Source organism: Haladaptatus sp. HS23 (genome assembly GCF_056892285.1).
Map to the genome: position 1 here is coordinate 104,812 of NZ_JBXGLH010000012.1, position 22,312 is coordinate 127,123.

Sequence of the window (22,312 nt, forward strand, 5' to 3'; positions counted from 1 at the left end):
CACACGATGAGCAAAAATCTATCGTGAACACTGTACTGAGAGATTCAGCTAGTGACGGACGAATCTCACAAAGGAGACGATAAATCCGAATACACCCAGTAACAGGAATGGGACACCAACCGTAGATGATTCAGCACCCGTCTCTGGAGAGAGTATGTAATAGACGCCGCTGTCGCCATTGCAACATTCATTACAGCAATCCCGATTCGAGTCATCGCGTATCTTCGGACTCAATCGGCAACTCAACGATAGCAGATGTAGTAACAGGTATGCCTGGCCCACAAACCAGTATGATCACTTATTCTTCGTTGACTTCCTCACAAACGATCTCCCGGAGTTCTTCGAGTTTGTCGGGTCGATGCTCGGCAAGCACAGCAATGTCTTTCGGGAGTTCCTCGGTAATTCGCTTACTCACCCGATAAACGGCCTGATCTCGTTGTTGGTTCGAGGGGTCATTCTCACCACTAATATGCTCTCGATCGGTCTCCGTCATGATCGCTCGATATCGACTCATTGCCAGCGATTTCTGACTCAACATAGTTCAATCTATGCACCTCTGCCTACTTCAATTCTATGCACTAATACAAAGTCGGTAGCTTTACTATGCATTAATGCATAGTTTAGCGTAGGAAGAACGGTGCCCTTGGGCGTGTGTAGAAACGCGCCGGGTGCTCTAACACCCGGCACCGGTCTTCCGTGATGACGCCAAGAAGACCATGTCAACGAAATCGCCTAGTGAACTTGAAGCTGACGAGACGGCACAGAAACGCGCACAGGCCGAACAATTCGCCTTCGAAATGCCCCCGGACTCATTGAAGTGACCAATGAGAGCTACGACAACCCCGCAGACCACCAGTACACCGTCTCCATCGACGTGACTGAGGAACTGATGGCCTGCACGTGTCCGCATCACGTCCACCGCAACGCCGTCTGCAAACACATGGCCGCCGTCGAAAATGCAACCGATGACGGTACACTCGATGCCTTCCCATCGAAGGATAGTGAAGACGAGACCGAACCAGAAGAGTGCGACTGTGACGGCCTCGGTGGCTTCCCGTGCTGGTCATGCGTGCGAACGGGGCGGAAGGAACTGCCGAACTGATCCACGCTTTAGCCCTTTTATCTCTCGGCTGTCACCAACTAGCGAACGTTCTCGATGAGGTTTGATAATCTGCTTGAATGACTCTCTGTCATCTCTGGTTCTGTTGCATATCGCCTCCACAGCTACTCTAAACTGGTCTCAAGGGCGAGTTCCCCGCGTCACCGGACGCGGGGGTGAAGCCCGACACTCTGCTTATTGTTACACTTGTACATCGACACTCATCTATTCTCGATTATTCAAGAACACACAAACATATATGAGACTGCGCTCCGAATACTGTAGCAAGGTGAAGAAGATGGCTACCCCACCACAGGACGGTGTCACGTCATGGAGCGAGACGATGAGTGCACGTGAGCGTATTCGCTCGGTAGTTGAAACGCTTCGTGAGCCTCAGTCGATTAACTGGATAAGCGAGCAAGCCGATGCAGCTTGGAGCACGACGAACCAAGAGCTACAGGACCTCGTTGACCAGGATCGTTTGCGGCGCGTTGAGGTTGGTGACACCACGCTTTATCAACCGGACTATACTCGGCTACTCTTCGACGAGATCCGCACCCTGATCGAAGAGAACGCTCGCGAGGAACTCCGTAGCGAACTAACAGCGATCACCGAGGAAATTGAGGCGTGGCAGGAAATGTATGCAGTTGAGACATGGGAGGAACTCGAACAGTCACTCGCGGATAGCGACCTATCGAGTGCCGAGCTCCGCGAACGACGCGATGTGATTGCGTTCTGGCGCGAAAACGAGCAAGACCGCCAACTCATCAAGCACGCACTGGAGCTCTATTCAGATGTTGAAACGGCTCGCGAACAGATGACTGACGCAGTTGATCGAGCGACAAGCTAATTTCTTTCTCTGTCTCATCCATGATCTTCCTCGCTAATCGTGACCGGTACACCCAACGTACACTCCTCAGAGAAACTCATAACCGCCTTTCAAAACAAGCTGGCTGCGAAGATATCCAATATCGGCCATCTGGTCGTCGTCCTCGGTACGTAATCGCAGATATTGATACAGCGGTGTTCCTTGGTGAATCCTACGAAGTTGAGAACGCACGGCTGGAACTTCGCTTTTGGTATCCAGTCGGTGTCGACCATGAGTACTATCGAATCAACTGGATAGAACCAACACGCAACCTCATGATTGGATTCCATCAGGATGCAGATCACCCTGATTTGGGTCCATGCCACATTCAACTCAATTTCGAAGAGGCAGCGGTTGATCGGCATGAGGCTGCGTTTCTTGATGCACATCCTCTTACTGTCCTCGATAACCGACTCCAGCAACTCCCGACTGCATTAGAATCGACCCACTGGCAGGATAGCCAACCATCACTCCCTGACTGGCCAATGTGAGCTACTCGGTTCGCGTTGAGGAGAGTAGCAAGCAGTAACCATATGTCGGCATTCTCACAACGAATAGTGACATTGGTGTACTAGTAATGTCCTGACAGTCAATGTTTACTCGAGAGATTGGTGGAATAGTGGCTGGAGCAGCTACTTAGTAGTATCTTTAGACCAAGGTAGTTGGTGGAGGAGTGTTTAGCCTAAGCTGAGATGACTACTGACATCGCTCAATGTCCTGAATGTGGATGGACTGGAAATGCAACGAATTGTACGACTGATGGGAAAAAACAGCAATGTCCCGTCTGCCAGTACTCGATTCGACGTAGTTGAACGTCTTGTCGTTCTTATGTGACTCGGCGTCGTCTCTGTTCGTTCTGACGAGACGTCACAGAAACGCGCACAGGCCGACCAATTTTCCTTCGACGTCGATGCCCCCGGACTCATCGGTGTCACCAACGAAAGCCACGAGAACCCCGCAGCCCACCACTCTGTAGTCTCCATCGACGACGTGACCGAGGACCTGATGGCTTGCACCTGTCCGCACCACGTCCACCGCAATGCCTACTGCAAACACATGGCCGCCGTCGAACATGCAACTGACGACGGGACGCTTGAGACGTTCCTATCGGAGGACGACAACGAGACCGAACCCGAAGACTGTGGCTGCGATGGCCTCGGTGGCTTCCCGTGCTGGCCGTGCGTACGAACGGGACGAAAAGAACTGCCGAACTAACCGCCGCGTCAGTCTTTTTTCTCCATAGCACGCCAATTGATGGTCTCGGAGATCACCGACCAGCCAATGCTCGTGGAACGTGGGGATACAGAACCAACGAACGCGACTTCTCCCTTCAAGAAAAAGTATATCACATACCTATTTAATATAAATGCTGAAATAGAAGAGTTAGTCTGCTTCTTTCCACGTGTCTGATGCTTTTCCATGGAACTCGCCTTTCGCTTTCCGCTCACGTGGCCAGAACGTCAGCACAAATAAAACTACATAAAAAACTCCGACGATACTGACGACAACTTCACCGGGGATCCCAGGGATTGTTGCTGTTTCATTCCAGGTCTCATCAGGCACAAAGATGGTGATACGGAAGAGCCAGGCGAGACCAAGCAGTACCAACAATGGCAGATAAATCCGTTTAAGCCGGCGGGCTAGTGTTTCTACATATGATACTTTATACGTGGGATGTTTTAGATCGTGAGCGATCTCTTCGCGCCAATTGGAGAGTGGTACCTCCTCCGGGTCAAATGCGTTCGCAAGGACGTTTTCTTCGATCAGACGGACCCGTGCCCGATAGGCATCGTACATACGATATCGGCGGACATCAAAAATCAGAAACATTGTGAGAGCAACCATTCCAATCAGAAGCAAGTAAGAACCTCTGCTTTCGAATGATAACGCAAGAATCGCTGTCACAACCGCAATCGCCCAATCAACAGTCAAATCGAGTCGGCCAAGAAAGGTTGCTGACTGAGACATTTCGCCACGATAGTACTGCTGGAGCAGCGAAAGCAGCTCAGAGCGATCGTATGCAGCTTTTTCAGCCACCTCGCGTTCCTCTTCCCCCTCTGGTTTGAACTCGTCTGTTTCTTCCCCCATAACGTCCGTCTAGAAGCTATTCACTGGCTTTACCTGCGTTACCAGAACCCAAATATATGAACCTAATCATAGTGTCCTTGCTGTATTCATCTATCTTCTATGCTCCCGACTCACCGAGTTACTCCCTCACTTTCTCCTCTGGAATGATACACATTCTACTGTCTATTGGTGCTGGTTCTCGGTCTTGGCAAGACGTTTAACTACTTGGATATCTTATATACTATCTATGGCAATCATAGAACTCGCAATCGCGTTTTTCGTCCTCGCAATCATCGCCGGTGTCCTCGGAGCGAGAGGTGTTGCTGGCTTGTCGATGGAGGTGGCAAAATGGCTCGTGATCGTTTTTATTGTTCTTGCAATTTTATCATTTTTACTATAGAAATTGGGAAATTTATAAAACATATATCTGATGATATTATCCTACGTTGTTGAATATGGTCTTCTTCATGATGGGGATTTCCGAATGAAGCTAATATGATAAAAGATCGAAGAGTATGCTGATGTGTGCCCAAAACGCTACTCAATGGGAGTACCGCAGTCTTAGACCCCCACGTGAAGAGACACAAAAAGAAGCGAGTGATCCAACAGACAAACTCAACGAACTGGGTGCTGATGGATGGGAGTTTGTCAGTACAATTGAGTACGAGGGCGGTGGCACGAAGTACCTCGTTTTGAAACGACCCGTAGAAAACGAACTGGAGGACTGAATGAGTACCAACGAAAGCGACATCGGGACTGCGAATACGATGCGAGGACGGTCCGAAGAGAGCCGACTCAAAATGTGGGTTCTCTTTCGGATGAATCGATTTCTCCTGACTGGATTGCTTGCCCTTCTTGTCTTGCTCTCATTTCTCGTCTTCAGTCTCACGCTCGACCCGTCGCTACCAAGCGAGATCAAATCGACAGACACGATTGAGACGATCTTTTCTGCAATGATTGGTGTCATTGTCACCGGAACAACACTCGTCGTCACTATCAGCCAACTTGTTCTCTCCCAGGAAAATGGCCCATTGGGTGATCAACGAAAACGAATGAGTGATGCGATGGACTTTCGCACCTACACCAAAGACTTGTTCAACTCTGTTGTTCCAGCTGATCCCTCGGCATTCCTTGGAGAACTCGTGAATGAAACTGAACGGCGAGCAGAGGTTCTTGATCGCCTTGTCGACGAAAGCGACGATGAAGAACTAATCCAGCAGGTTTCCGAATTCGTCGACAGTCTGCATGGAAACGCCAAAGAAGTCCAGGACGAGCTCGAAGGATCCCAGTTTGGGACGTTTGATGTCCTATTTTCGGCGTTAAATTTCAATTATGGATGGAAGATCTACCAAGTCGAACGAATGGTTGACGAGTTTTCTGATTCGCTGACTGACGACCAACAAATGGCCTTCGATGATCTAGAGACAGCGTTGGCCATGTTTGGACCAGCCCGAGAGCACATTAAGACGCTATACTTCCAGTGGGCGCTTGTTGATCTCTCTCAATATATTCTCTACGCGGCTGTTCCAGCACTCATCGTAGCTGGCGGCATGCTGACTTTCGTTGGGTCTGAGACGTTCAGTGGTACATTCCTTGCAATTCCCACTATCACATGGGTTGTGAGTGGAGCGTTTACTGTGACACTCATTCCCTTCCTCTTGTTTACTTCCTACATCCTTCGCATTGCACCCGTTGCCAAGCGAACGCTTGCGATTGGCCCGCTTATCCTCCGAGAATCTCAACGGTAATAGCCTTGGCCACAGTACACCATCTCCATCGCAACGTGACCGAGGAACTGATGGCCTGCACGTGCCCGCACCACGTCCATCGCAATGCTTACTGCAAACACATGGCCGCCGTCGAACACGCAACCGACGACGGGGCGCTCGAGGCCTTCCCTTCGGAGGGCGAAAACGAGACCGAACCAGACGACTGCGACTGTGATGGCCTCGGTGACTTCCCGTGCTGGCCGTGCGTGAGAACGGGACGAAAAGAACTGCCGAACTAACCCACCACTTCAGCTGTTTTTATCCATGGCACGCCAATTGACGTTCTCGGAGATTACTGACTAGCGAACGCTCACAGAAAGCGCGGATGCACGACTAACAGATACGACGTAATTCTGACGACGAAGACAGTACTACATGATGTCGTCAAGTACAGACAGTGCGTGACCGAGATCATCCACTGTGTGTTGCAAGTCTTGGGAGGCCAACGCCAACTACGAGCAGTACGAAAAACGAGATCATGAAGGCCGTATCTTGAGCGATGCCATTTGATTTCAGTAAGAATTCGACTGCGTATGCTGCGGGGAGGGCTACGACGACAAAGGCGATTGTTATCCAATTTTCACGGCTTACCATCGATATTTTTGGATAAACACCCCATTCAGAAATAATTTGTGAGTAGTAACGATCACGCCGCAGAGCTGTTTCTTGCCGATTCTACTCAAAGCAATTGCGGAGTAATAAGATTGCAGCAAAACTTCCTGGTAGTACTACGAATTCGGCGACGCAGATCACGGCACAACGTTAACCCGATGGACGGATACGTTCGACACCTCACAGTACTGTAAACGGTTCATTTCGCCGAACTGGTAGGTGATTTGTGAGGAGAGCAATGGACAATCTCCGCGATAGAGAATTAGACACGAGGAAGATTATTGCGAAGTATTGCTTCTTGTCCGAGTCATTTCTATCGTGTTTGCATCGGAATTCAGATGGAGTTTGGTTAGTAGCCAATACTAACTTCAGACACCCACGGTGAAACTTCTCACCTACAATAGCCAACCAGAACTCGTTAGAAGCCTCAGGAGAGATTTGAACTCTCGACCGACTCCTTACAAAGGAGTTGCTCTGCCAGCCTGAGCTACCAAGGCACTCTGATATCACTACGCACCCGACAAAGGCCTTTTTCTTTCGAGTTTGTAGTAGGGACGATGGTACCGATCACCTATCGGTAGAAGAGATGGCTCGAAACTCCTGATCTCTATCGCCACTGGGAAAACTCTTTGACCCAATACCAACAAAAGACAGCTTGTGTCCCCCGATAACTCCCCGGCTAAGATCGAGGATCTCTCCTTTCTCAATCCGGAGGACATCAAGCTCCAAAACACGCATTTCCTAGAACAGGATGGGATGGAGTATCGCGTTGGACAAGGACTTCTTGATCATCGACTTCGGCATGATATCTGGGTCGTGAGAAATGGGAATATCAAAAAACTCCTGCAACGATTTCCATACGACGAACCACTCCACGACCAATGCGCTCTGTGGATGCAAGCGTTCGTCGGTAAGCACTTTTTCCCGGATGCGAACCACCGAACAGGTGTCGTTATCCTTCGTGAGATTATGGCCGAGAACGATCTTCCTCCTGGCGACTGGGATCCAGAACGAACTCGCCAAGTGAGAGACGAATCTCACACTGTTCGAGGTGAACTACCGACAATTACTCTTGCAGACATCTATCAGAGAGATCCTCTCTATGACGTCTGGCGGCGCTATTTTGACGATGTATTAGAATACGCGAATAAGTAGTTATTCGTCGTCGTCAGCGTCAGCGAGCGCTGCATACAGTGCAGAGTTTTCTCGGACGTCCTTGTTCATCCGACGCTGCGCATCCTCATTCACGGGCATACGCCGTACTACGAGATAGTGCCATATTAGACTTTGTGGTCTAAGACATGATGGATCTATCAGCAGTGACTCCACTACATCCGGGTTGATGATCGTTCTCATGTGAAGCACGCTAATATACTCACTACTCTTCTGAAATCCACCAGATAACAACGCGTGGACTCAATTTCCCCTGTTCCAACGCACCGCGTTCATGAAGCTCCTCGAGTCGCTGATGCACTGGCCGTCGTTCCATTGCAACTGTATCTGCAAGTGACCGCTCAGTGGGTGCTGGAAACTCGGACGCCCGAACCACTTGAACAATATTGTCATTAGTGATTCGAATCAGTGTCCTTTCCAACCTTTTTGCCACTGCTCTTTTGTAGTATTATACCGTCTGGACGCTTGTATGACTGATTTGATTGTCAAAGCCGCAATGAAAGAACAGCTCGAAGGACAAAATGTGGCGAGTGACTTCTACGATGCACTCGATGAGGAAGTCGCAGAAGTCCTCGACAACGCTGCTCGTCGAGCCGAAGAAAACGATCGCAAAACTGTCCAAGCGCGCGATTTGTAGTTGCTCATCGCTTCAGCGTAGTATCACTAGTTTTTGTTCGTCGCTACACAGAACTCATTTCTCTAACGACGGACCGCTACTCTGGTTGAATTCAGATCACCTGACACGCCTCGGGCTTCTTCTTTCGAATTTCGCCGTTTTCATGGAGTCGAGTGAGAACGTAATAGGCCGACCGTTGGGACCAATCGAATTTGTCCGCGATCTCGCTCACCATGGAGGATTCGAGTGGTTTCATGACCTTGAACACATCCGTTAGCTTCCGTCCCTGAATAAATCCGCCTCTTTCTTGCTTCGATCCCGTTCGTTCTTTTAGATTCAGATCGTGCCTGGTTAGTATTGTATACTAATACCGAGCTCGCCCAATCTTGACTGCCTTTTTGATCTTCTCAATTCGTCTGGCGTACCACTGGCCCAACAAGCAGAGATAACCCAGCAATCACCAGACAAAGCGTACCAGCAAATAGAAGAAGAGAGCCAGTGTGTCCATTACACCCGTCGTACCAATACACGGTCATCGTTTGCAAATTGACTCCTGTAATCTCGGCTCGACTGAATTCAATGCCTAAAAAATCGGGGTTAAAACCATCACATCCCACTATCGTACTACTAGTAAAAAACGTCAGAGGCATCAGTCCGATTCCGAGGGGGACAAGCAAGAGACCGATGAGACGCCTCATGAGGTTTGGCATACATACGATACTCTTGTCCATAGTAAAGCATTAGTGGAGACTCAAAAATAATTCTACTATTCCCTTGGAATCCACCAGATCACAACTCGCGGACTCAACTTCCCGCGCTCGACCTCTCCATCCTCATGCAACGCTTCAAGCCGTCGATGTGCGGACGGCCGCTTAATATCGAGCGTATCTGCCACCCACCGGGCGGTCACAGCCGGAAACTCTGACTCGCGCATTGCCGTCAGAATATCGTCGTCAGCCGTTTCTTCTGCAAATTGACCACTAGTATTGCGCTCTCTCTCGTCTGTCATCGTAACCATCAGTTCACTATCCACCATCTTAAATCCACACACTACGTAGTACATCGGTGAATTTAATTGCACGTACTATATAGTACTTGGTAAGGAAGAACGGTGCCCTCGGGTGTGTGTAGAAACGCGCCGGGTGCTCTAACACCCGGCACCGGTCTTCCGTGATGACGCCAAGAAGACCATGTCAACGAAATCGCCTAGTGAACTTGAAGCTGACGAGACGGCACAGAAACGCATACAGGCCGAACAAATTCTCCTTCGACGTCGATGCCCCGGACTCATTAACGTCACCAACGAGAGCCACGAGAACCCCACAGCCCACCAGTACACCGTCTCCATCGACGACGGGACCAACGAACTGATGGCTTGCACGTGTCCGCATCACGTCCACCGCAATGCCTACTGCAAACACATGGCTGCCGTCGAGAACGCAACCGACGACGGGATGCTCGACGCCTTCCCGTCAAAGGACAGCGAAGACGATGCCAAACCCGACAACTGTGACTGCGCTGGTCTCGGTGACTTCCCGTGTTTGCCGAGTGTGAGAACGGGACGGAAGGAACTACCGGACTAAATCCGTTTTTCCATCGTCGACTCCAGGGACCATGGGCACAAACCAATCCACAGCCTCTGAAGTTGACGAGACGGCAATGTCGAAGGAGTATCTATTTAAATCCGTGAACAGGTTCACACATAAATTCGAGATATCCCCCACATCAGTACAGCTATGCCCACACTGGCACGATAGGAGCAAGGTAAGTAATGGACGTCAACTCATCCGAAACCCGAACAAGAGGAAAATCCGCTAATGACTGAACTAACAACCAATAATCATCAATATGATTTCTATCTTGTTGATGTTTTCACAAACGAACCTCTTACTGGGAATCCACTCGCAGTTGTGGCGGATGCCAACCAGCTCGACGAGGTCGGCATGCAACGCATTGCTCGTGAGTTTAACCAATCAGAAACCACGTTCCTCCTTTCGCCGACACAACCAGAAGCGGATTGGCGGCTACGATCGTTTACGCCCACTGGTGCGGAGGTTGTAGGAGCAGGTCACAATGCACTGGGTGCCTGGTGGTGGTTAGCAGAAGCTGGCCAGTTAGCATTCGATACGCCCCAGACAATATTTTCACAGGAAATCGGCGGTCGCGTACTTCCCGTTGAAATCAACTCTACCGGTGGAGACCCCACGACAATCGGAATGAAACAGGCACCACCATCGTTCGGCGCAATACACCAAAACCTCTCTGAGTTGGCGACTGCCCTTGGGCTTGAGGAGGATGTGTTTAACGTGGATCGCCTTCCAGCACAAGTCGTTTCGACAGGTGCCTCACATTTACTGGTCCCAATTCGGACTCGAGAAGCAATCGAACGTGCAGATCCAGACAGTGAACGCCTTGCATCCATTCTCCAGACAGTGGATGGTCAGGGCTGCTACTTGTTCTGTTTAGATCCGCTCGACTCTACTGCGACCGCCCACACTCGATTCTTCAATCCGACAGTTGGAATCCGGGAAGATCCAGCCACGGGAAGTGCCGCAGGTCCTCTCGCCGCCTATCTTACAGCACATGATATCATCGACGACACGATACCTATACTTATCGAGCAGGGCCACGCGATAGATCGACCGAGCCAGATCGAAGTACGTATCGACGGCGATCACGTTCATGTCTCCGGAAGGGCCGTTGTGGTTGCCGCAGGCACTCTCTGGCTGTAGTTCGTATCAACGACACTTTGTGGAGGGACGAAACAAATTCGAGAATCACATCCGGACACTCGAAACACTCATTGACCAGAAAGGGGAGTGGCAGAGCCAATCAGACGAGAGTGTGTATACTAAACTCACTCGACTGGCTCTTTCCGTTCGGGGAAATCGAGCAGGCCGAGGGCTTGAACGACGATTACCTCCAGTTCATTGAAGAGATGGGTGCCATGGCCATGGGATCGACGACCTACGAGTAGATCGTCCCTCACGATCTATCTTCCGTCCATACGCCTATTGTACTCGTCGTACGCACGTTTCAATTCCGTCGTAAGTGCTCGACACTTGAGCAATATGAACCCCAAAAAGATCACGCAGAACCCGATCATGGTAGTGGGCTCGACTGTTTCTCCCAGCACAAGCCATTCGAAGAGTACCGCGAACAGCGGCAGGACGTAATCGAGAAATCCCATCTCGACCGGTCCAATTCGCGTGAGCAGCGAAAAATACAATAGATAGCCGATCGCTCCGGCTACGACGCCCAGGTACACGACAGCAGCAATCAATTCTGGGGTAATGACGATCTTGCTCACCATCTCGCCCGGCAACATCAGATTCGTTCCGTGGTGTATCACGGCGCCGATCGCTGCCATCCACGCCTGGGTGGCAACGAGTGGAAGTGTCGGCGTTAGATTGTAGGTAAGTACCGCACCGAGCGCGAACGAGATTGCCGCCGCCAGCACCAGTCCGACACCGAGGAGTTCGCTAGTGAACAGATCGGATGGGTTCGGGTCGGCGATAACGACGACGCCCACGAAGCCGAGGGCGACGCCGATCACACCGTGCGGAGAGAGACGCTCGTCCGGAACGAATACCCTCGTCAACGCCGGCGTGATGACAGGGATCAAGCCCAGCAGGACAGCGGTCATGCTCCCGGTGACGTACTGTTGACCAGCGAATACGAGAGCGTAATGACTACCCATAAAGAACGTCCCGCCGATGAGAACATACAACAAATCATTGGCAGTATGGAATCGCCAGCGCGATCCAGTCGCGAGCACGTACCCGAAAAGGACGAGTGTCGCGAGATCGAAACGGAGCGCGGCCAGTAGCGTTGGTGAAACGTATTTTAGTCCCACTTCCGCCGCTATGTAACCTCCTCCCCAGAGCGCCGCGAGCAAGAGGAATATCGCTGCTGTTCGGTACCGGCTCATCCAAATCATCGAATCACTCGCTGGAATATACGAACCTGACTCTGAGATCAGATCAGTTTCGTCCGGCTGTCGTCCCTCCCCCAAGCCCGCAGTGCTGACACCGGCCTCGTCTGCGATAGTAGTACGCGAGCGTCGCCGCACCCAATGTAGCTCCCCAGATAGGCCACAACAGTACTGGTCCAACGGCTGCCCAGCCGTTAGTGAGCGTGAAGAATGACGTGCCGAGCACCGTCTTCCGTACGAACATCAAACCAGCAGTGATCACCAAGACGGAAACCAGTGAGGCGGGAACGACCGCCAACCAGATGGGGACTCGCTTTCCACCCAAGAGTGGGAGCCAGCGGGGGAAGACCTCGCCCCATGGCTGGATGAGCCCGAGCGTGAGAATCACGCCGCCAACTGCCACCGTGCTAAGGGCGACTCCTGACCAGAGCTCCCCACTGGCCTGGCCCGTGTGAAGAATTTGCTCGGAGATGCCTAATGGGATGCCTAGTTCCCATGCCAACCGTGTTGTGGCATACACGAGGGGCACAATGACGGCGACGGCAGTAGCCCATCTACCCCACCGTGCTGCCGCGCCTGGCGTCGTCCATCCGATGGCAGTGTCGGTGCGGCCGCAATTCCCGCAGGCGTCTCTGCTCTGGCGCTGGTAGGCGACGGCCGCTGCGGCCCACAAGAATCCACCGCTAATGAGGATAAACTGGTTCACTACTGGCCAAGGAATGGCGTCAAAGAAGTTCTCTGACGGCCAACCGAAGGGCGCACCGATCAGCACAAGAGGTACGAGAGCCGTGGCGAGAAGTCCGCGGGCGTCCGGCACTACTAGCAATAGCACGGCTCCGAAGCTCCATGCGATGGCGAGCAACACTGTTCGCGGGAATCCACGCCCCCACGTCCGGGCCATAACTAGTGCTACTACTGTACCTGCCAGCCCGAGGACCGTAATCACTGGCGCACCGGTCCCAACCTGTACACCCGCAAGGATCGACAACGCAGCCCCTTCCGGGTCATTTTCAGTCCCGAACGGGAAACCCACACCCCCGAGCGCCCAGTATAGCCCAAGCACACCATACATCAGCGACCAGGCGCCCGCCACATACCCGATCCACCCCGGCCACCGCTGCCACCAGTGAGACACTTCCCGCGGCACACCAAACCTCGTGAAGACGTTTTGTTGCATTTCAGCCGTCTGACTCGTGCTGTCTTCCGATGTATGATTTACGCTTTTCAGCCCCACCCAGATAATGACGATTCCCACAAACAACGTTATCGTACCGATGACCGTCCACTGCATTGATCTTCCAGTGATCGGTTCGCAATCTGTAGCGCACAAAATGGGATCTATCTGGACGATTCCAAGTCCTTGAACTGACCAAAATATCCCGAGTAGCGCCACGATGGCGCCGAAGATCGTCAACACGATTGCTTTCGCGTTCATGCTTCAGTAAGACCCCCGAAATCGATCAGCACCTGAGGATTTCCCGGCAGTCAGTAGGTTTCTCTCCGTCTGGTTCGCGGTACCTCTTTCCGTTTTTCTACTTGGCATGCGTTGGTGATATAGACACTCTATGGAAGCTTGCGAATAGCGCCATCCATCTGAGGTGGGTTTAAATATACATGCCCCATACTCTCTCCGATACGCCATTCCGTGAGACGTAGCTCAATCAACTTGGCACTAGTCTGAGTAACCGACTACAGTTGTCCTGGGCACTATGAACACAAATAAAGAATTACAGTATGAGATATATTACAATTGTCATTGCTCAGACCGACAATGAATGCTGTACTGACGGTGAATACGCCACCGATCCAGCGGTAGAGGGGAAAGCAATTCACTACATCAACCTCTTAGAAGACGGAACCGGCGTCGCATTGTACCAACTCCGTGGTGACCTCGAACAGAACGTGAAAGCACTGGAGGCGGATCCAGAGGTGCTATCTGTCGAACGGTCTGAGGCATCGGACGGGCTTGTCTACATCCACTTTCGAGCAAATGCCCTCATGACCGATCTTCTCGGTATTTTCCGACGGTACGAGATTGTTGTGGACTGGCCGATGGAATACACCGATTCGGGTGGGCTTCGGGTAACCATGCTTGGAGACGACAAGAAGATCAGAGAAGCAATCGCGGAAATTCCCGATGGGATACAGATTTTGCTCGAAGGGATCGGCGAGTATCACTCAGATATGCGTCAGCTCACGTCGCTGCTAACGGATCGCCAACAAGAACTGTTAGAATTGGCGATAGAAGAGGGCTATTACGAGATGCCACGGCGTGCGACTCTTAGTGACCTTGCGGAGCAAGTGGATATCACGTCAGGGACGGTTGGTGAGCATCTACGGAAAATCGAATCGAAGGTCATTATGAGACTCGTTTGATATCATGACTGTCCAATAGATTTCGGAGGTGGTGACGCATGATTAATTTGTGTAGCCACTTCTATTCGATTCGTGGTACAGCCGCTGGCTACTTGGCCTATATCAGCATGAATCAGGTCCTTTACTCGCTAACCTCAATCATCCGTAGCCCTTGAAGCTGACGAGACGGTACAGAAACGCGCACAGGCCGAACAATTCGCCTTCGAAATGCCCCCGGACTCATTGAAGTGACCAATGAGAGCCACGAGAAGCCCGCAGACCATCAATACGTGGTCTCCATCGACGACGTGACCGAAGAGCTGATGGCCTGCACCTGCCCGCATCACGTCCACCGCAATGCCTACTGCAAACACATGGCTGCCGTCGAGAACGCAATCGACGACGGAACGCTTGAGGCATTCCCGTCCGAGGATGAAGACGAGCGTCTCAGTGGCCCGTACACTGGCTACGACAAGTACGGCAACGTCGATCACAAATACTGGCAGTGTGAAAACTGTGGCGCGGAAGCCATCCGGAAGGGCGCTCTCACCGACTGCTGCTAATCCACTCATTTCTTCTATTTATGTCACGCCAAACAACGCTGGCCGATGGTGTCCAGCGAACGCTCACCGAGTGTGCGGATACGACCAAACGCGACGACACACCAACGACAAAGCGCCCTGATTGACCGAGCGCAAACACATCAATTTCTGTTTGTACTTCTCCTATCTGTGTAAATGTCGTCCATATCCAAAATTAGTTACAAAAAATTATAGAATATCTTTTCCTTTCGCCTATAGAAGTGATTCGAAAGGTTGAAAATGAACATTCATCAATAAGAGGTACTCTGTGATGTCGGATTCGCTTCGCAATCAAATTCGGGGTCTCTATGAGACTTCTCCAGCACAGTATGGAATGCTCCGATCATATTCTAAAGAACTCGAAGTACTTCTCACAGGATGTTCGCATAATTACCCCACAGTCAAACAATTATTAGCATCGCCAGATACGCCAGCTATTCCACCACAAGTAGTGGGAAATCTCCTCACACTCTGTGACCAATTCGGGATTCTTGTGACCCACAGCGAGCGAAATACGAGCAATCGATATGATCTCACTCAGTTCAACCAGAACCGAATGCAGGAGTTAGTTCACCTGCTGAATCAGGAACCGCTCGACTGAACACGTAACCATCATTCGCACTCGAAATTGGCAACCTGCGACATCATCACCGAATCCATTTCACTGTATAGCTCGCCACCGATGACCTCCCTGGAACACGCGCGAATGCATACTGAAACAACCAAGCTCGTTCATTTTATTTCACAGTTTCACATTGTGGCCAAAATCTATCTAATGCCACCGCTGGTAGCCACCGTCTCGCCCATGACTGACCAACCCCGCACCAGCCGACGCACCACACTCAAACTCACCAGCAGTGCCCTCACAGCAACGGCTCTCGCTGGCTGTACTGGCAGCTTACCTGGGAGCGGTGAGAGCAAGCAAAAGAGCAGTTCAAAGAACAAGCAGAAGGGGAAGGAGATTCGCTTGGGAGCCAAACAAAGCGGGTGGCAGGGCGGTGCGCCAAAGTCCATCAAAGGTAAGAAAAACCCGGCACTCACGCTCCAACCGGGACAGAAGTACACGCTCACGTGGGAGAGCCTCGACGGCAAAGAACACGAACTCTACATCGTCAATAAGAAAGACAATCCGATCGTCAAAAGCGAAGACGCTGAAGAGAAAGGCAAGACCGTGAGTACAACCTTCACCGCTTCGAAAAAGATGGTTCAGTACTACTGCGAATACCACCCGCAATCGATGCGCGGCAATATCAAACTCCAGCAAAAATAGAACACTATTTCTCCAGTGTATGCGGTGGACATCGCTGCCGAGTACTTCCCTGACTTGCCTGTCGAAGCAATCGACTGAGAAGTCTCACATCGAGTACAACGACTGGCAGCGGTCACGAAGTGCGATCTAGAAACGGACGAAAATGAGAACACAAACTAGCAGAGGGCCTACTCGAGTGAAATTCACTGACTGACTTCAGCTGTGATATTGATACACTCTCCTAGTACAACTACGTAATGATCATTCGTATGTTTCCATCAACTGCCAGAGTATGTTTATAACTACCGTCCTTAGCACTGATGAAGTTCTCACGAGGGGTTTGAATGTGGGGCTTCAGAATGAGAGTGAGACACAATGGGAGAGAGCAATACCAATACCCCAGATGACGACCAGAGTAGAGCAACAAAGCCATCCATCACTGTCCTCATTCAGAAAGCGATTACAGCACGAGAACAATCTGAATGGAGTGACTGTCCGCCATTGTACAGCGTTATTGATCCAGATGCACTCGATAGATTGTTTGCACCCACACAGGCAGGTACCGAACGTCGTGGGACTGTGACCTTTCACTACTGTGGTTACGAGGTAACAGTCAACACCGACAGAACGGTTGATCTCGATCCGATCAACGCAGATGAGACCTGATCTTGTATCGCTATTTCTAAAGAAAACAGCAAGAGTTCCACGGGTCACCTGACCCGTGGGTGAATCGCGTACGCTTGCCTAATGTTCGGTCTCCTCAATGTACCGACGAACCACATCTTCGGAAACTGCACCAGTCGTCCCGACGTAGTATCCGTCCTTCCACAAACCGCTTTCCCAGAAGTACCGCTGTTTGATTTCTGGGTGATGTTTCAGAATTGTTCGACCCGAGTAGCCCTTGAATTGTTTCGCTATCTCGGCAGGACTCCATTTCGGGTCTGCCTCCACGAACAAGTGAACGTGGTCGTTGGCAATCTCCATCGACACAATCTCGTGACCGAACCGCTCGGCAGTTCCTCGGAACAATTCTGCAACTTCGTCTCGAACAATCTCCAGCACCCGTGTCGATACTTCGGACACCAGACGAAATGATACTTGCACGAACTAATCGAATGTGCATGACTTCGGTGCTCTCCCATCCAAATCCCTATTTTTATTAGCACTTGATTCGATAGTCAAGGTATGGGTATCGAAGAAGTCACGAAGACCGCACGCACTCGACTCTGCATAGAGTCTGGTGAGCGGCCGTGGCTCAAAGATGCCCGATTCACTGCACGAGACATCTCCAACGACACACTCCGACTCAAACAACAAGGCTACAACCGTACTGAGATTCAGAAGGAGGTTGACCACGATGACTTTCTTCGGAATAACAAGTGTGCGGTCGTCGGTAAAGCCCTGCAAGCGTGGGATTCCTACAAAGAACTCCTCACCTGGTGGCACGACCAAGACGACACCAGCGTCGGCAAACCGTCGCCACCAGCTACGGACAAGAACGGTGCCTACCCGCTCGTCATGGCTCATACTGAAGGCTACCGACTCACCTACGACGACGAGAACGACCGTATTCGGTTCCGTGTGAGTCCGAAGCCGTACAAGAAGGTGAACGGACACCTTCGAGGGCGACCGGAAGACCTCAACCTTATCGAGTCAGCCTTGACGGAGGATGAGTGGTCGTTGGGACAGGCCGAACTTCTGTACCGAGATGGCGTGTACTACCTACACGTCACGGTCAAAACAGAGGTTGAAGTGCCTGAACCCGAAGACGCTGACACACTCGTCGGCGTCGATATTAACGAGCGAAACATTTCTCTCACCGCTCTTAATCGTGAGACAATGGAGACGCTCGGAACACTCGTGCTGGACTACGGCTCGGTGAAAGCCGAACGCCAACGCTACCACACCATCACAAAACGCTGTCAAGAACACGGCCAACGCTCAATCCACCACCAGCTCGGTGAGAAAGAAGACCGCTACATCGAGTGGATTCTTCACCGACTGTCCCGAGTCGTGGTGGAGTTCGCACAACAGTTCCCGAACCCAGTTATCGTGTTTGAGGACTTGAGCGGGATTCGAGACGCTATCAAGTACGGAACGTACATGAACCGGCGGTTGCACAAACTACCGTTCCACAAGTTCGAGCAACAGGTTCGCTACAAAGCGACGTGGAATCAGATTCCGTGTGAGACCGTTGAGTCGCCGTACAACTCGAAGTCCTGCTCGTGCTGTGGACACCGTGGCTACCGTCAGGGTCGGCGGTTCCGGTGTACGAATGATTCGTGTGAGGTCCAGCAAGACCATGCTGACCGGAACGCGAGTGTGAATGTAGCGTGGCGAGCGTGGTCGAAACACGCTAACGTAGATATTGAATCGGTTAATTACCGGACTCACAAAACCCAACCACAAGTTCGGTTGGTGCGTCTGTCCGGGTCGGGGCGTTCTGTAAACCGCCCATCCTCATCCCGCGACATCGCGTCGCGTGGAGTGCTTACGACGTAGGCTGAGGGAACAAGAAAAGCCACGGGTCACCCGACCCGTGGTCGTTTACGCCCAAGGGTGATTCCTTGCCTACCCTGAATTGTGTGGATTTTAGCGCACCTGTACCGCCACCAGTACACATTCTTCACGATGCCACGGCTATACCACAGTCGGTCCAAATTCTCTCAACGAATGAACAATTGCGTTCCTCGACTGGTTCAAAACTACAGATTAGCGGCGGTTCCTCTGTGATGAACGCACTCTTTCACTTGGCAGTTACAAGTCCCCTGCCCAAGTTACTAAGATGGTAAGAATAGATAGTCCACGAACACATGGCGGTCATTATCGAGTTATCACTTTCCTCCGAGAACTTCCCTCTAGGAACGATGCTCACCGCCGGCACAGAACTGCATATCGAGTTCGAACGCATCGTCCCAGTCGGCGGCGATGTCGTGCCTATTTTTTGGGCGTGGAATGGAGATTTAGATGGTTTTGAAGAGCGTGTTCGCGAGGATCCAAATGTCCAGCAATTCGTTGAAATTGACCAGGTAGAAAATCGTCGTCTATATCTCCTGAATTGGGATATTCCACCCGGCGCGTTTCTCGAAGGCCTCACTGTCGCGGAAGGAATCATCCGGAACGCGCATGGCTATGGCGATGACGATTGGGTGTTTGAGTTATTGTTCCCCTCCCAAGACCAGCTGACGCGATTCCATAATTTGAGCCGCGACAACGGAATCGAATACACACTCGGTAAAATGCAAGCATTGAGCGACGCCGGAGCCTCACAATTAGCGAACATCGTTACCGACAAACAACGTGAAGCACTCGTGCTTGCATTCCAACGTGGCTATTTTGAGACTCCCCGACAGGTGACTCTCTCGGAATTGGCGGACGAACTCGACATCAGTCAACAATCGTTGTCTGACCGGATTCGCCATAGTATCGAAGCAGTTGTGGAGTATGTGCTGTTCGGTGCGTCCCAGTAATGAAATTTCAGACTGTCTTTCATTCCCCACCTGACTTTTAAACGGCCCTGTTTGAACAGACCTAGCCCTTTTACAACTACATCCGATAGTAGCTAGGAAATGGGCTCCTCTTCTGACGATGACGATGATCAGCAATGTTCACTTGATGAGACATTCGAACTTGTAGCTGATGCACAGCGCCGACAGATTCTCATTTATCTCATCCAGAACGCTGACCGTCCGATTCCGCTCGAAGCACTTCTTGAAGAACTCATGACCCAGACTAATACCAGTGAACCAGATAAATCAACTGAACGAGAACATCTTTTAACACGACTTCACCACCTCCAACTCCCCAAATTGGCGGATTATGGTGTGATTGAGTACAACGAATCGCTCCAGCTCATTTCGTATATCGAACAGCCACGAATTGAGACACTATTACAGTCAGAATATATCTCTAGTGGTGGAGCAGAAAATACTAATGGAGACGATCACGACTCGTAACTCTTTCTCACTACTATTCTCTCCCTAGTTCTAGTCTAGTTCTCCTGATGTTGCCCTCAACGGCTTCCCGTGCTGGCCATGCGTGCAAACGGGACAGAAGGAACTACCGAACTAACCTGCGCTTCCGTTTTAATCCATGTCTCGATTATTTTCAGTGTCGCCAATTTGTTAAACAACTCCAATCACAGAGTAATATACCGATATTTATTGCTGGGTAGATTAAAAATCAATTTATAATTTATAGAAGAGAAATATTTATGACTGAGTTGCTTGTATCCCATACCAGACTATGGAACTCCTTCATCGGTTACGTGACGCCTTCAGTCCGGAAGAGGCCGGTCAGCAAACGGAAAAGCAAGTCCAAGCAACCGGTGATATTTTTGAATGTGAAGACTGTGGTACAACGTTCATTTCAAAGCCAATCCAGTGTTCAAAGTGCGATCATAACGAGTTCCGGAATCACGGCAGCTGTTAATACTCTGTTCGTCCCAGACATCCTAGGCCACGTTCGCTTTGACATTCTCCCCCCGCGCTAAAGTGCGAGGATTCCCATGAGTTGGGATATTAGGGTTCTTGGTTGACAACCATCCAAGCTTTATAATATATTATTATCATAATTTGGACCAAAAATTTTCTTCAAAGTGGTGATTGAATCCACAATCGCTATCGTTGGCGATTGACTATACGTTGATGGGAAACATGGCGACATTAGACACTATCTTCGACTTATTCAGTAAGAAGCGGCGACGATACGCACTGTACTATCTCGATCAACAGAGTGGAACAGTAACGGTTGATGAGGTTGTGGATTATGTTGCAAATAACGAAAACGACGCGACCGACGAAACAATTCCTAACGAGCAGTACGATCGGATCGAACTCTCTCTTCGCCAGGTACATATCCCGAAAACAGCTGAAATTGACTCGATTGAATACGATCGCGATGAAGGAGAGATTAACGTTCAGGGGACGTCAACCGAACTTGACGCAATTGTGACCATCGCGAAGGTCCTCGAACACGCCGATTGAGCTGAGTAGGTAGCCGACCGATGGTCATCGTCGATGACTTTCCAGCAGAATACTTTCAAGATCTAGCAGTCAGAGTAGTTTGCTAGGGAGATTTCGAAGAGCGTCCAGGGACTTACGGAGGTCATCAAGTACGACCCGACAACAGAGGAAATCACGATCTCACTGACCAGGACGGCCTACGAACAACACGGATGGGAGCAATTCAGTTCGACGGTGCGCCACGAACTCATTCACGCATGGCAGTACCACGAGTTCGGTGACGCGGACCACGGCGCAACGTTCGCCCAGTGGACGGACGCTCTCGAAACCTCGCAACACTGCGAACGCTTCACCACGCCAAAGTGGTGGCTCATCTGCGAGGACTGTGGCGGTCGGATTGCTCGGTATCGACGCTCGAAGACGGTACGTAACCCGGAGCAGTACAGCTGTAGTGAGTGCGGTGGGTCACTCCGTGTCGAGGAGGGCGATAATCACTGCCCGAATTCGGAGTAAGTAGTTCTCGCGACAAGAAATAGATACGAGGAAGATTTTCGCGAACTGCTCCTTTCTACGTGAGTCATCGCTTTTGCTTCGAATTGAGAATCGACTTTGGTTAGTATTCCATACTAACGAAGAATATTCCCTGTGATGACTCTCTTACCGATCCATAAAAGAGCGCATAGGACAGGGCGTGGTAGGGCAGAGTGGACCAGGGTGATGGTGCCAGATCCGATGATGTCAAAACATCCCCATCAGCAGCGTGAACCTATGAGCTGTGGGAACCCACCACCTCCCCGATAAAACGTCTGTGAGAGGTTCAATAGAACCGGTGTCTAAGAAGTGACTGATATGGGGATGCTACGTCTCGATCACGTGGGAGTTGTCGTCGATGACCTTGACACGGTGGCCGCGTTCTTCCTCGGCCTAGGATTCGAGCGCGAGGGCGGGACACTGGTCGAGGACTATCGAAACCGATAGCGAGGAAATCAATGTCTGGTTCCGGCATCGTGATTTAGTGCCTGTAT

29 protein-coding genes, 1 tRNA gene and 1 pseudogene are annotated in these 22,312 nt (G+C 51.0%); 23 read left to right on the forward strand and 8 right to left on the reverse strand.

From position 1 onward, the window contains the following. Window positions 1-298: 298 nt before the first annotated feature. Window positions 299-493, reverse strand: a complete 195-nt coding sequence (locus AC1XDK_RS24595; RefSeq protein WP_483352660.1) for a hypothetical protein — start codon at window positions 491-493, stop codon at window positions 299-301. Between the two features lie 324 nt (window positions 494-817). On the opposite strand from AC1XDK_RS24595, the gene AC1XDK_RS24600 reads away from it, so the two are divergent. The 4 genes from AC1XDK_RS24600 to AC1XDK_RS24615 all read left to right on the forward strand — a co-directional run bounded on the left by AC1XDK_RS24600 (window position 818) and on the right by AC1XDK_RS24615 (window position 3,182). Beyond that, window positions 818-1,102, forward strand: coding sequence for an SWIM zinc finger family protein (locus tag AC1XDK_RS24600; protein ID WP_483352661.1), 285 nt, complete (start codon window positions 818-820; stop codon window positions 1,100-1,102). Window positions 1,103-1,397: 295 nt separating this feature from the next. After that, on the forward strand, window positions 1,398-1,949 hold the full coding sequence (locus tag AC1XDK_RS24605; RefSeq protein ID WP_483352662.1) for a DUF7342 family protein: 552 nt from the start codon (window positions 1,398-1,400) through the stop codon (window positions 1,947-1,949). Window positions 1,950-1,969: 20 nt separating this feature from the next. Further along, the gene (locus AC1XDK_RS24610) at window positions 1,970-2,458 is read left to right on the forward strand and encodes a hypothetical protein (protein ID WP_483352663.1); all 489 of its coding nucleotides are present in this window, start codon (window positions 1,970-1,972) and stop codon (window positions 2,456-2,458) included. Window positions 2,459-2,957: 499 nt separating this feature from the next. After that, window positions 2,958-3,182, forward strand: coding sequence for an SWIM zinc finger family protein (locus AC1XDK_RS24615; protein ID WP_483352664.1), 225 nt, complete (start codon window positions 2,958-2,960; stop codon window positions 3,180-3,182). Window positions 3,183-3,350: 168 nt separating this feature from the next. On the opposite strand, the gene AC1XDK_RS24620 is transcribed toward AC1XDK_RS24615, so the two are convergent. Beyond that, complete coding sequence (locus tag AC1XDK_RS24620; RefSeq protein WP_483352665.1) at window positions 3,351-4,055, reverse strand: DUF2270 domain-containing protein; 705 nt, start codon at window positions 4,053-4,055, stop codon at window positions 3,351-3,353. Between the two features lie 232 nt (window positions 4,056-4,287). Here AC1XDK_RS24620 and AC1XDK_RS24625 point away from each other — a divergent pair, with 232 nt between their 5' ends. The 4 genes from AC1XDK_RS24625 to AC1XDK_RS24640 all read left to right on the forward strand — a co-directional run bounded on the left by AC1XDK_RS24625 (window position 4,288) and on the right by AC1XDK_RS24640 (window position 6,042). Then, entirely contained in the window at window positions 4,288-4,434 is a 147-nt protein-coding gene (locus AC1XDK_RS24625) for a DUF1328 domain-containing protein (RefSeq protein ID WP_483352695.1), read from the forward strand. A 121-nt stretch (window positions 4,435-4,555) separates the two neighbouring features. Then, on the forward strand, window positions 4,556-4,762 hold the full coding sequence (gene sp36 / locus AC1XDK_RS24630; RefSeq protein WP_483352666.1) for a Sp36 family protein: 207 nt from the start codon (window positions 4,556-4,558) through the stop codon (window positions 4,760-4,762). Beyond that, the gene (locus AC1XDK_RS24635) at window positions 4,763-5,782 is read left to right on the forward strand and encodes a DUF7972 family membrane protein (RefSeq protein ID WP_483352667.1); all 1,020 of its coding nucleotides are present in this window, start codon (window positions 4,763-4,765) and stop codon (window positions 5,780-5,782) included. It abuts the gene before it with no gap. A gap of 5 nt (window positions 5,783-5,787) precedes the next feature. Further along, window positions 5,788-6,042: an SWIM zinc finger family protein gene (locus AC1XDK_RS24640; RefSeq protein WP_483352668.1), complete on the forward strand. Its 255-nt coding sequence runs from the start codon at window positions 5,788-5,790 to the stop codon at window positions 6,040-6,042. Between the two features lie 172 nt (window positions 6,043-6,214). On the opposite strand, the gene AC1XDK_RS24645 is transcribed toward AC1XDK_RS24640, so the two are convergent. Beyond that, entirely contained in the window at window positions 6,215-6,397 is a 183-nt protein-coding gene (locus AC1XDK_RS24645) for a DUF7987 family protein (protein ID WP_483352669.1), read from the reverse strand. 441 nt (window positions 6,398-6,838) lie between these two features. Next, window positions 6,839-6,912, reverse strand: a tRNA-Thr gene (locus AC1XDK_RS24650). A 160-nt stretch (window positions 6,913-7,072) separates the two neighbouring features. Here AC1XDK_RS24650 and AC1XDK_RS24655 point away from each other — a divergent pair. Together AC1XDK_RS24655 and AC1XDK_RS24660 are read left to right on the forward strand one after the other, a co-directional pair. Further along, window positions 7,073-7,570, forward strand: coding sequence for a hypothetical protein (locus AC1XDK_RS24655; protein WP_483352670.1), 498 nt, complete (start codon window positions 7,073-7,075; stop codon window positions 7,568-7,570). A 487-nt stretch (window positions 7,571-8,057) separates the two neighbouring features. Continuing rightward, the gene (locus AC1XDK_RS24660; RefSeq protein WP_483352671.1) at window positions 8,058-8,225 is read left to right on the forward strand and encodes a DUF1931 domain-containing protein; all 168 of its coding nucleotides are present in this window, start codon (window positions 8,058-8,060) and stop codon (window positions 8,223-8,225) included. Window positions 8,226-8,970: 745 nt separating this feature from the next. On the opposite strand, the gene AC1XDK_RS24665 is transcribed toward AC1XDK_RS24660, so the two are convergent. Further along, the gene (locus AC1XDK_RS24665) at window positions 8,971-9,267 is read right to left on the reverse strand and encodes a hypothetical protein (RefSeq protein WP_483352672.1); all 297 of its coding nucleotides are present in this window, start codon (window positions 9,265-9,267) and stop codon (window positions 8,971-8,973) included. Window positions 9,268-9,394: 127 nt separating this feature from the next. Between AC1XDK_RS24665 and AC1XDK_RS24670 the strand changes: the two genes are divergently transcribed. From AC1XDK_RS24670 to AC1XDK_RS24680, 3 genes are all read left to right on the forward strand, one after another. Beyond that, window positions 9,395-9,787: an SWIM zinc finger family protein gene (locus tag AC1XDK_RS24670; RefSeq protein WP_483352673.1), complete on the forward strand. Its 393-nt coding sequence runs from the start codon at window positions 9,395-9,397 to the stop codon at window positions 9,785-9,787. Window positions 9,788-10,021: 234 nt separating this feature from the next. After that, entirely contained in the window at window positions 10,022-10,936 is a 915-nt protein-coding gene (locus AC1XDK_RS24675; RefSeq protein ID WP_483352674.1) for a PhzF family phenazine biosynthesis protein, read from the forward strand. A gap of 110 nt (window positions 10,937-11,046) precedes the next feature. Then, the gene (locus tag AC1XDK_RS24680) at window positions 11,047-11,181 is read left to right on the forward strand and encodes a hypothetical protein (RefSeq protein WP_483352675.1); all 135 of its coding nucleotides are present in this window, start codon (window positions 11,047-11,049) and stop codon (window positions 11,179-11,181) included. A 15-nt stretch (window positions 11,182-11,196) separates the two neighbouring features. Here the strand turns inward: AC1XDK_RS24680 and AC1XDK_RS24685 are convergent, their stop codons facing one another. Further along, complete coding sequence (locus AC1XDK_RS24685; RefSeq protein ID WP_483352676.1) at window positions 11,197-12,135, reverse strand: DMT family transporter; 939 nt, start codon at window positions 12,133-12,135, stop codon at window positions 11,197-11,199. A 52-nt stretch (window positions 12,136-12,187) separates the two neighbouring features. Then, on the reverse strand, window positions 12,188-12,541 hold the full coding sequence (locus AC1XDK_RS24690) for a hypothetical protein (RefSeq protein ID WP_483352677.1): 354 nt from the start codon (window positions 12,539-12,541) through the stop codon (window positions 12,188-12,190). A 1,331-nt stretch (window positions 12,542-13,872) separates the two neighbouring features. Here AC1XDK_RS24690 and AC1XDK_RS24695 point away from each other — a divergent pair. From AC1XDK_RS24695 to ddfA, 4 genes are all read left to right on the forward strand, one after another. Beyond that, window positions 13,873-14,514, forward strand: coding sequence for a helix-turn-helix domain-containing protein (locus AC1XDK_RS24695; RefSeq protein WP_483352678.1), 642 nt, complete (start codon window positions 13,873-13,875; stop codon window positions 14,512-14,514). Window positions 14,515-14,741: 227 nt separating this feature from the next. Next, a complete protein-coding gene (locus AC1XDK_RS24700) occupies window positions 14,742-15,056 on the forward strand; it encodes a DUF8118 domain-containing protein (RefSeq protein WP_483352679.1) in 315 nt (104 codons plus the stop codon). A 646-nt stretch (window positions 15,057-15,702) separates the two neighbouring features. Next, a complete protein-coding gene (locus tag AC1XDK_RS24705) occupies window positions 15,703-16,344 on the forward strand; it encodes a cupredoxin domain-containing protein (RefSeq protein WP_483352680.1) in 642 nt (213 codons plus the stop codon). Window positions 16,345-16,698: 354 nt separating this feature from the next. Further along, a complete protein-coding gene (gene ddfA / locus AC1XDK_RS24710) occupies window positions 16,699-16,989 on the forward strand; it encodes a DdfA family disk-determining factor (protein WP_175424232.1) in 291 nt (96 codons plus the stop codon). A gap of 78 nt (window positions 16,990-17,067) precedes the next feature. On the opposite strand, the pseudogene tnpA reads toward ddfA, so the two are convergent. Next, window positions 17,068-17,465 (reverse strand): annotated as a pseudogene (tnpA, locus tag AC1XDK_RS24715) (IS200/IS605 family transposase). 43 nt (window positions 17,466-17,508) lie between these two features. On the opposite strand from tnpA, the gene AC1XDK_RS24720 reads away from it, so the two are divergent. The 6 genes from AC1XDK_RS24720 to AC1XDK_RS24745 all read left to right on the forward strand — a co-directional run bounded on the left by AC1XDK_RS24720 (window position 17,509) and on the right by AC1XDK_RS24745 (window position 22,265). Next, the gene (locus AC1XDK_RS24720; RefSeq protein ID WP_483352681.1) at window positions 17,509-18,825 is read left to right on the forward strand and encodes an RNA-guided endonuclease TnpB family protein; all 1,317 of its coding nucleotides are present in this window, start codon (window positions 17,509-17,511) and stop codon (window positions 18,823-18,825) included. 311 nt (window positions 18,826-19,136) lie between these two features. Then, a complete protein-coding gene (locus AC1XDK_RS24725; protein WP_483352682.1) occupies window positions 19,137-19,793 on the forward strand; it encodes a helix-turn-helix domain-containing protein in 657 nt (218 codons plus the stop codon). A gap of 99 nt (window positions 19,794-19,892) precedes the next feature. Next, complete coding sequence (locus AC1XDK_RS24730; RefSeq protein WP_483352683.1) at window positions 19,893-20,279, forward strand: DUF7344 domain-containing protein; 387 nt, start codon at window positions 19,893-19,895, stop codon at window positions 20,277-20,279. Window positions 20,280-20,978: 699 nt separating this feature from the next. Continuing rightward, window positions 20,979-21,308 carry a DUF7344 domain-containing protein gene (locus AC1XDK_RS24735; RefSeq protein ID WP_483352684.1) on the forward strand — a complete coding sequence of 110 codons (330 nt, stop codon included), beginning with the start codon at window positions 20,979-20,981 and terminating at the stop codon, window positions 21,306-21,308. A 162-nt stretch (window positions 21,309-21,470) separates the two neighbouring features. Then, window positions 21,471-21,800, forward strand: a complete 330-nt coding sequence (locus tag AC1XDK_RS24740; protein WP_483352696.1) for a SprT-like domain-containing protein — start codon at window positions 21,471-21,473, stop codon at window positions 21,798-21,800. Window positions 21,801-22,136: 336 nt separating this feature from the next. Further along, window positions 22,137-22,265, forward strand: a complete 129-nt coding sequence (locus tag AC1XDK_RS24745) for a hypothetical protein (RefSeq protein ID WP_483352685.1) — start codon at window positions 22,137-22,139, stop codon at window positions 22,263-22,265. Window positions 22,266-22,312 lie beyond the last annotated feature (47 nt).

Bases quoted from the DNA above. Each gene is read 5' to 3' on its own strand.
- AC1XDK_RS24735 (WP_483352684.1), top strand. From the start codon at position 20,979: ATGGCGACATTAGACACTATCTTCGACTTATTCAGTAAGAAGCGGCGA.
- sp36 (WP_483352666.1), top strand. From the start codon at position 4,556: ATGTGTGCCCAAAACGCTACTCAATGGGAGTACCGCAGTCTTAGACCC.
- AC1XDK_RS24665 (WP_483352672.1), bottom strand. From the start codon at position 9,267: ATGTACTACGTAGTGTGTGGATTTAAGATGGTGGATAGTGAACTGATG.
- AC1XDK_RS24620 (WP_483352665.1), bottom strand. From the start codon at position 4,055: ATGGGGGAAGAAACAGACGAGTTCAAACCAGAGGGGGAAGAGGAACGC.
- AC1XDK_RS24730 (WP_483352683.1), top strand. From the start codon at position 19,893: ATGGGCTCCTCTTCTGACGATGACGATGATCAGCAATGTTCACTTGAT.
- AC1XDK_RS24745 (WP_483352685.1), top strand. From the start codon at position 22,137: ATGGGGATGCTACGTCTCGATCACGTGGGAGTTGTCGTCGATGACCTT.
- AC1XDK_RS24635 (WP_483352667.1), top strand. From the start codon at position 4,763: ATGAGTACCAACGAAAGCGACATCGGGACTGCGAATACGATGCGAGGA.
- AC1XDK_RS24605 (WP_483352662.1), top strand. From the start codon at position 1,398: ATGGCTACCCCACCACAGGACGGTGTCACGTCATGGAGCGAGACGATG.
- AC1XDK_RS24685 (WP_483352676.1), bottom strand. From the start codon at position 12,135: ATGAGCCGGTACCGAACAGCAGCGATATTCCTCTTGCTCGCGGCGCTC.
- ddfA (WP_175424232.1), top strand. From the start codon at position 16,699: ATGGGAGAGAGCAATACCAATACCCCAGATGACGACCAGAGTAGAGCA.
- AC1XDK_RS24660 (WP_483352671.1), top strand. From the start codon at position 8,058: ATGACTGATTTGATTGTCAAAGCCGCAATGAAAGAACAGCTCGAAGGA.
- AC1XDK_RS24595 (WP_483352660.1), bottom strand. From the start codon at position 493: ATGACGGAGACCGATCGAGAGCATATTAGTGGTGAGAATGACCCCTCG.
- AC1XDK_RS24725 (WP_483352682.1), top strand. From the start codon at position 19,137: ATGGCGGTCATTATCGAGTTATCACTTTCCTCCGAGAACTTCCCTCTA.
- AC1XDK_RS24645 (WP_483352669.1), bottom strand. From the start codon at position 6,397: ATGGTAAGCCGTGAAAATTGGATAACAATCGCCTTTGTCGTCGTAGCC.
- AC1XDK_RS24675 (WP_483352674.1), top strand. From the start codon at position 10,022: ATGACTGAACTAACAACCAATAATCATCAATATGATTTCTATCTTGTT.
- AC1XDK_RS24670 (WP_483352673.1), top strand. From the start codon at position 9,395: ATGTCAACGAAATCGCCTAGTGAACTTGAAGCTGACGAGACGGCACAG.
- AC1XDK_RS24695 (WP_483352678.1), top strand. From the start codon at position 13,873: ATGAGATATATTACAATTGTCATTGCTCAGACCGACAATGAATGCTGT.
- AC1XDK_RS24610 (WP_483352663.1), top strand. From the start codon at position 1,970: ATGATCTTCCTCGCTAATCGTGACCGGTACACCCAACGTACACTCCTC.
- AC1XDK_RS24720 (WP_483352681.1), top strand. From the start codon at position 17,509: ATGGGTATCGAAGAAGTCACGAAGACCGCACGCACTCGACTCTGCATA.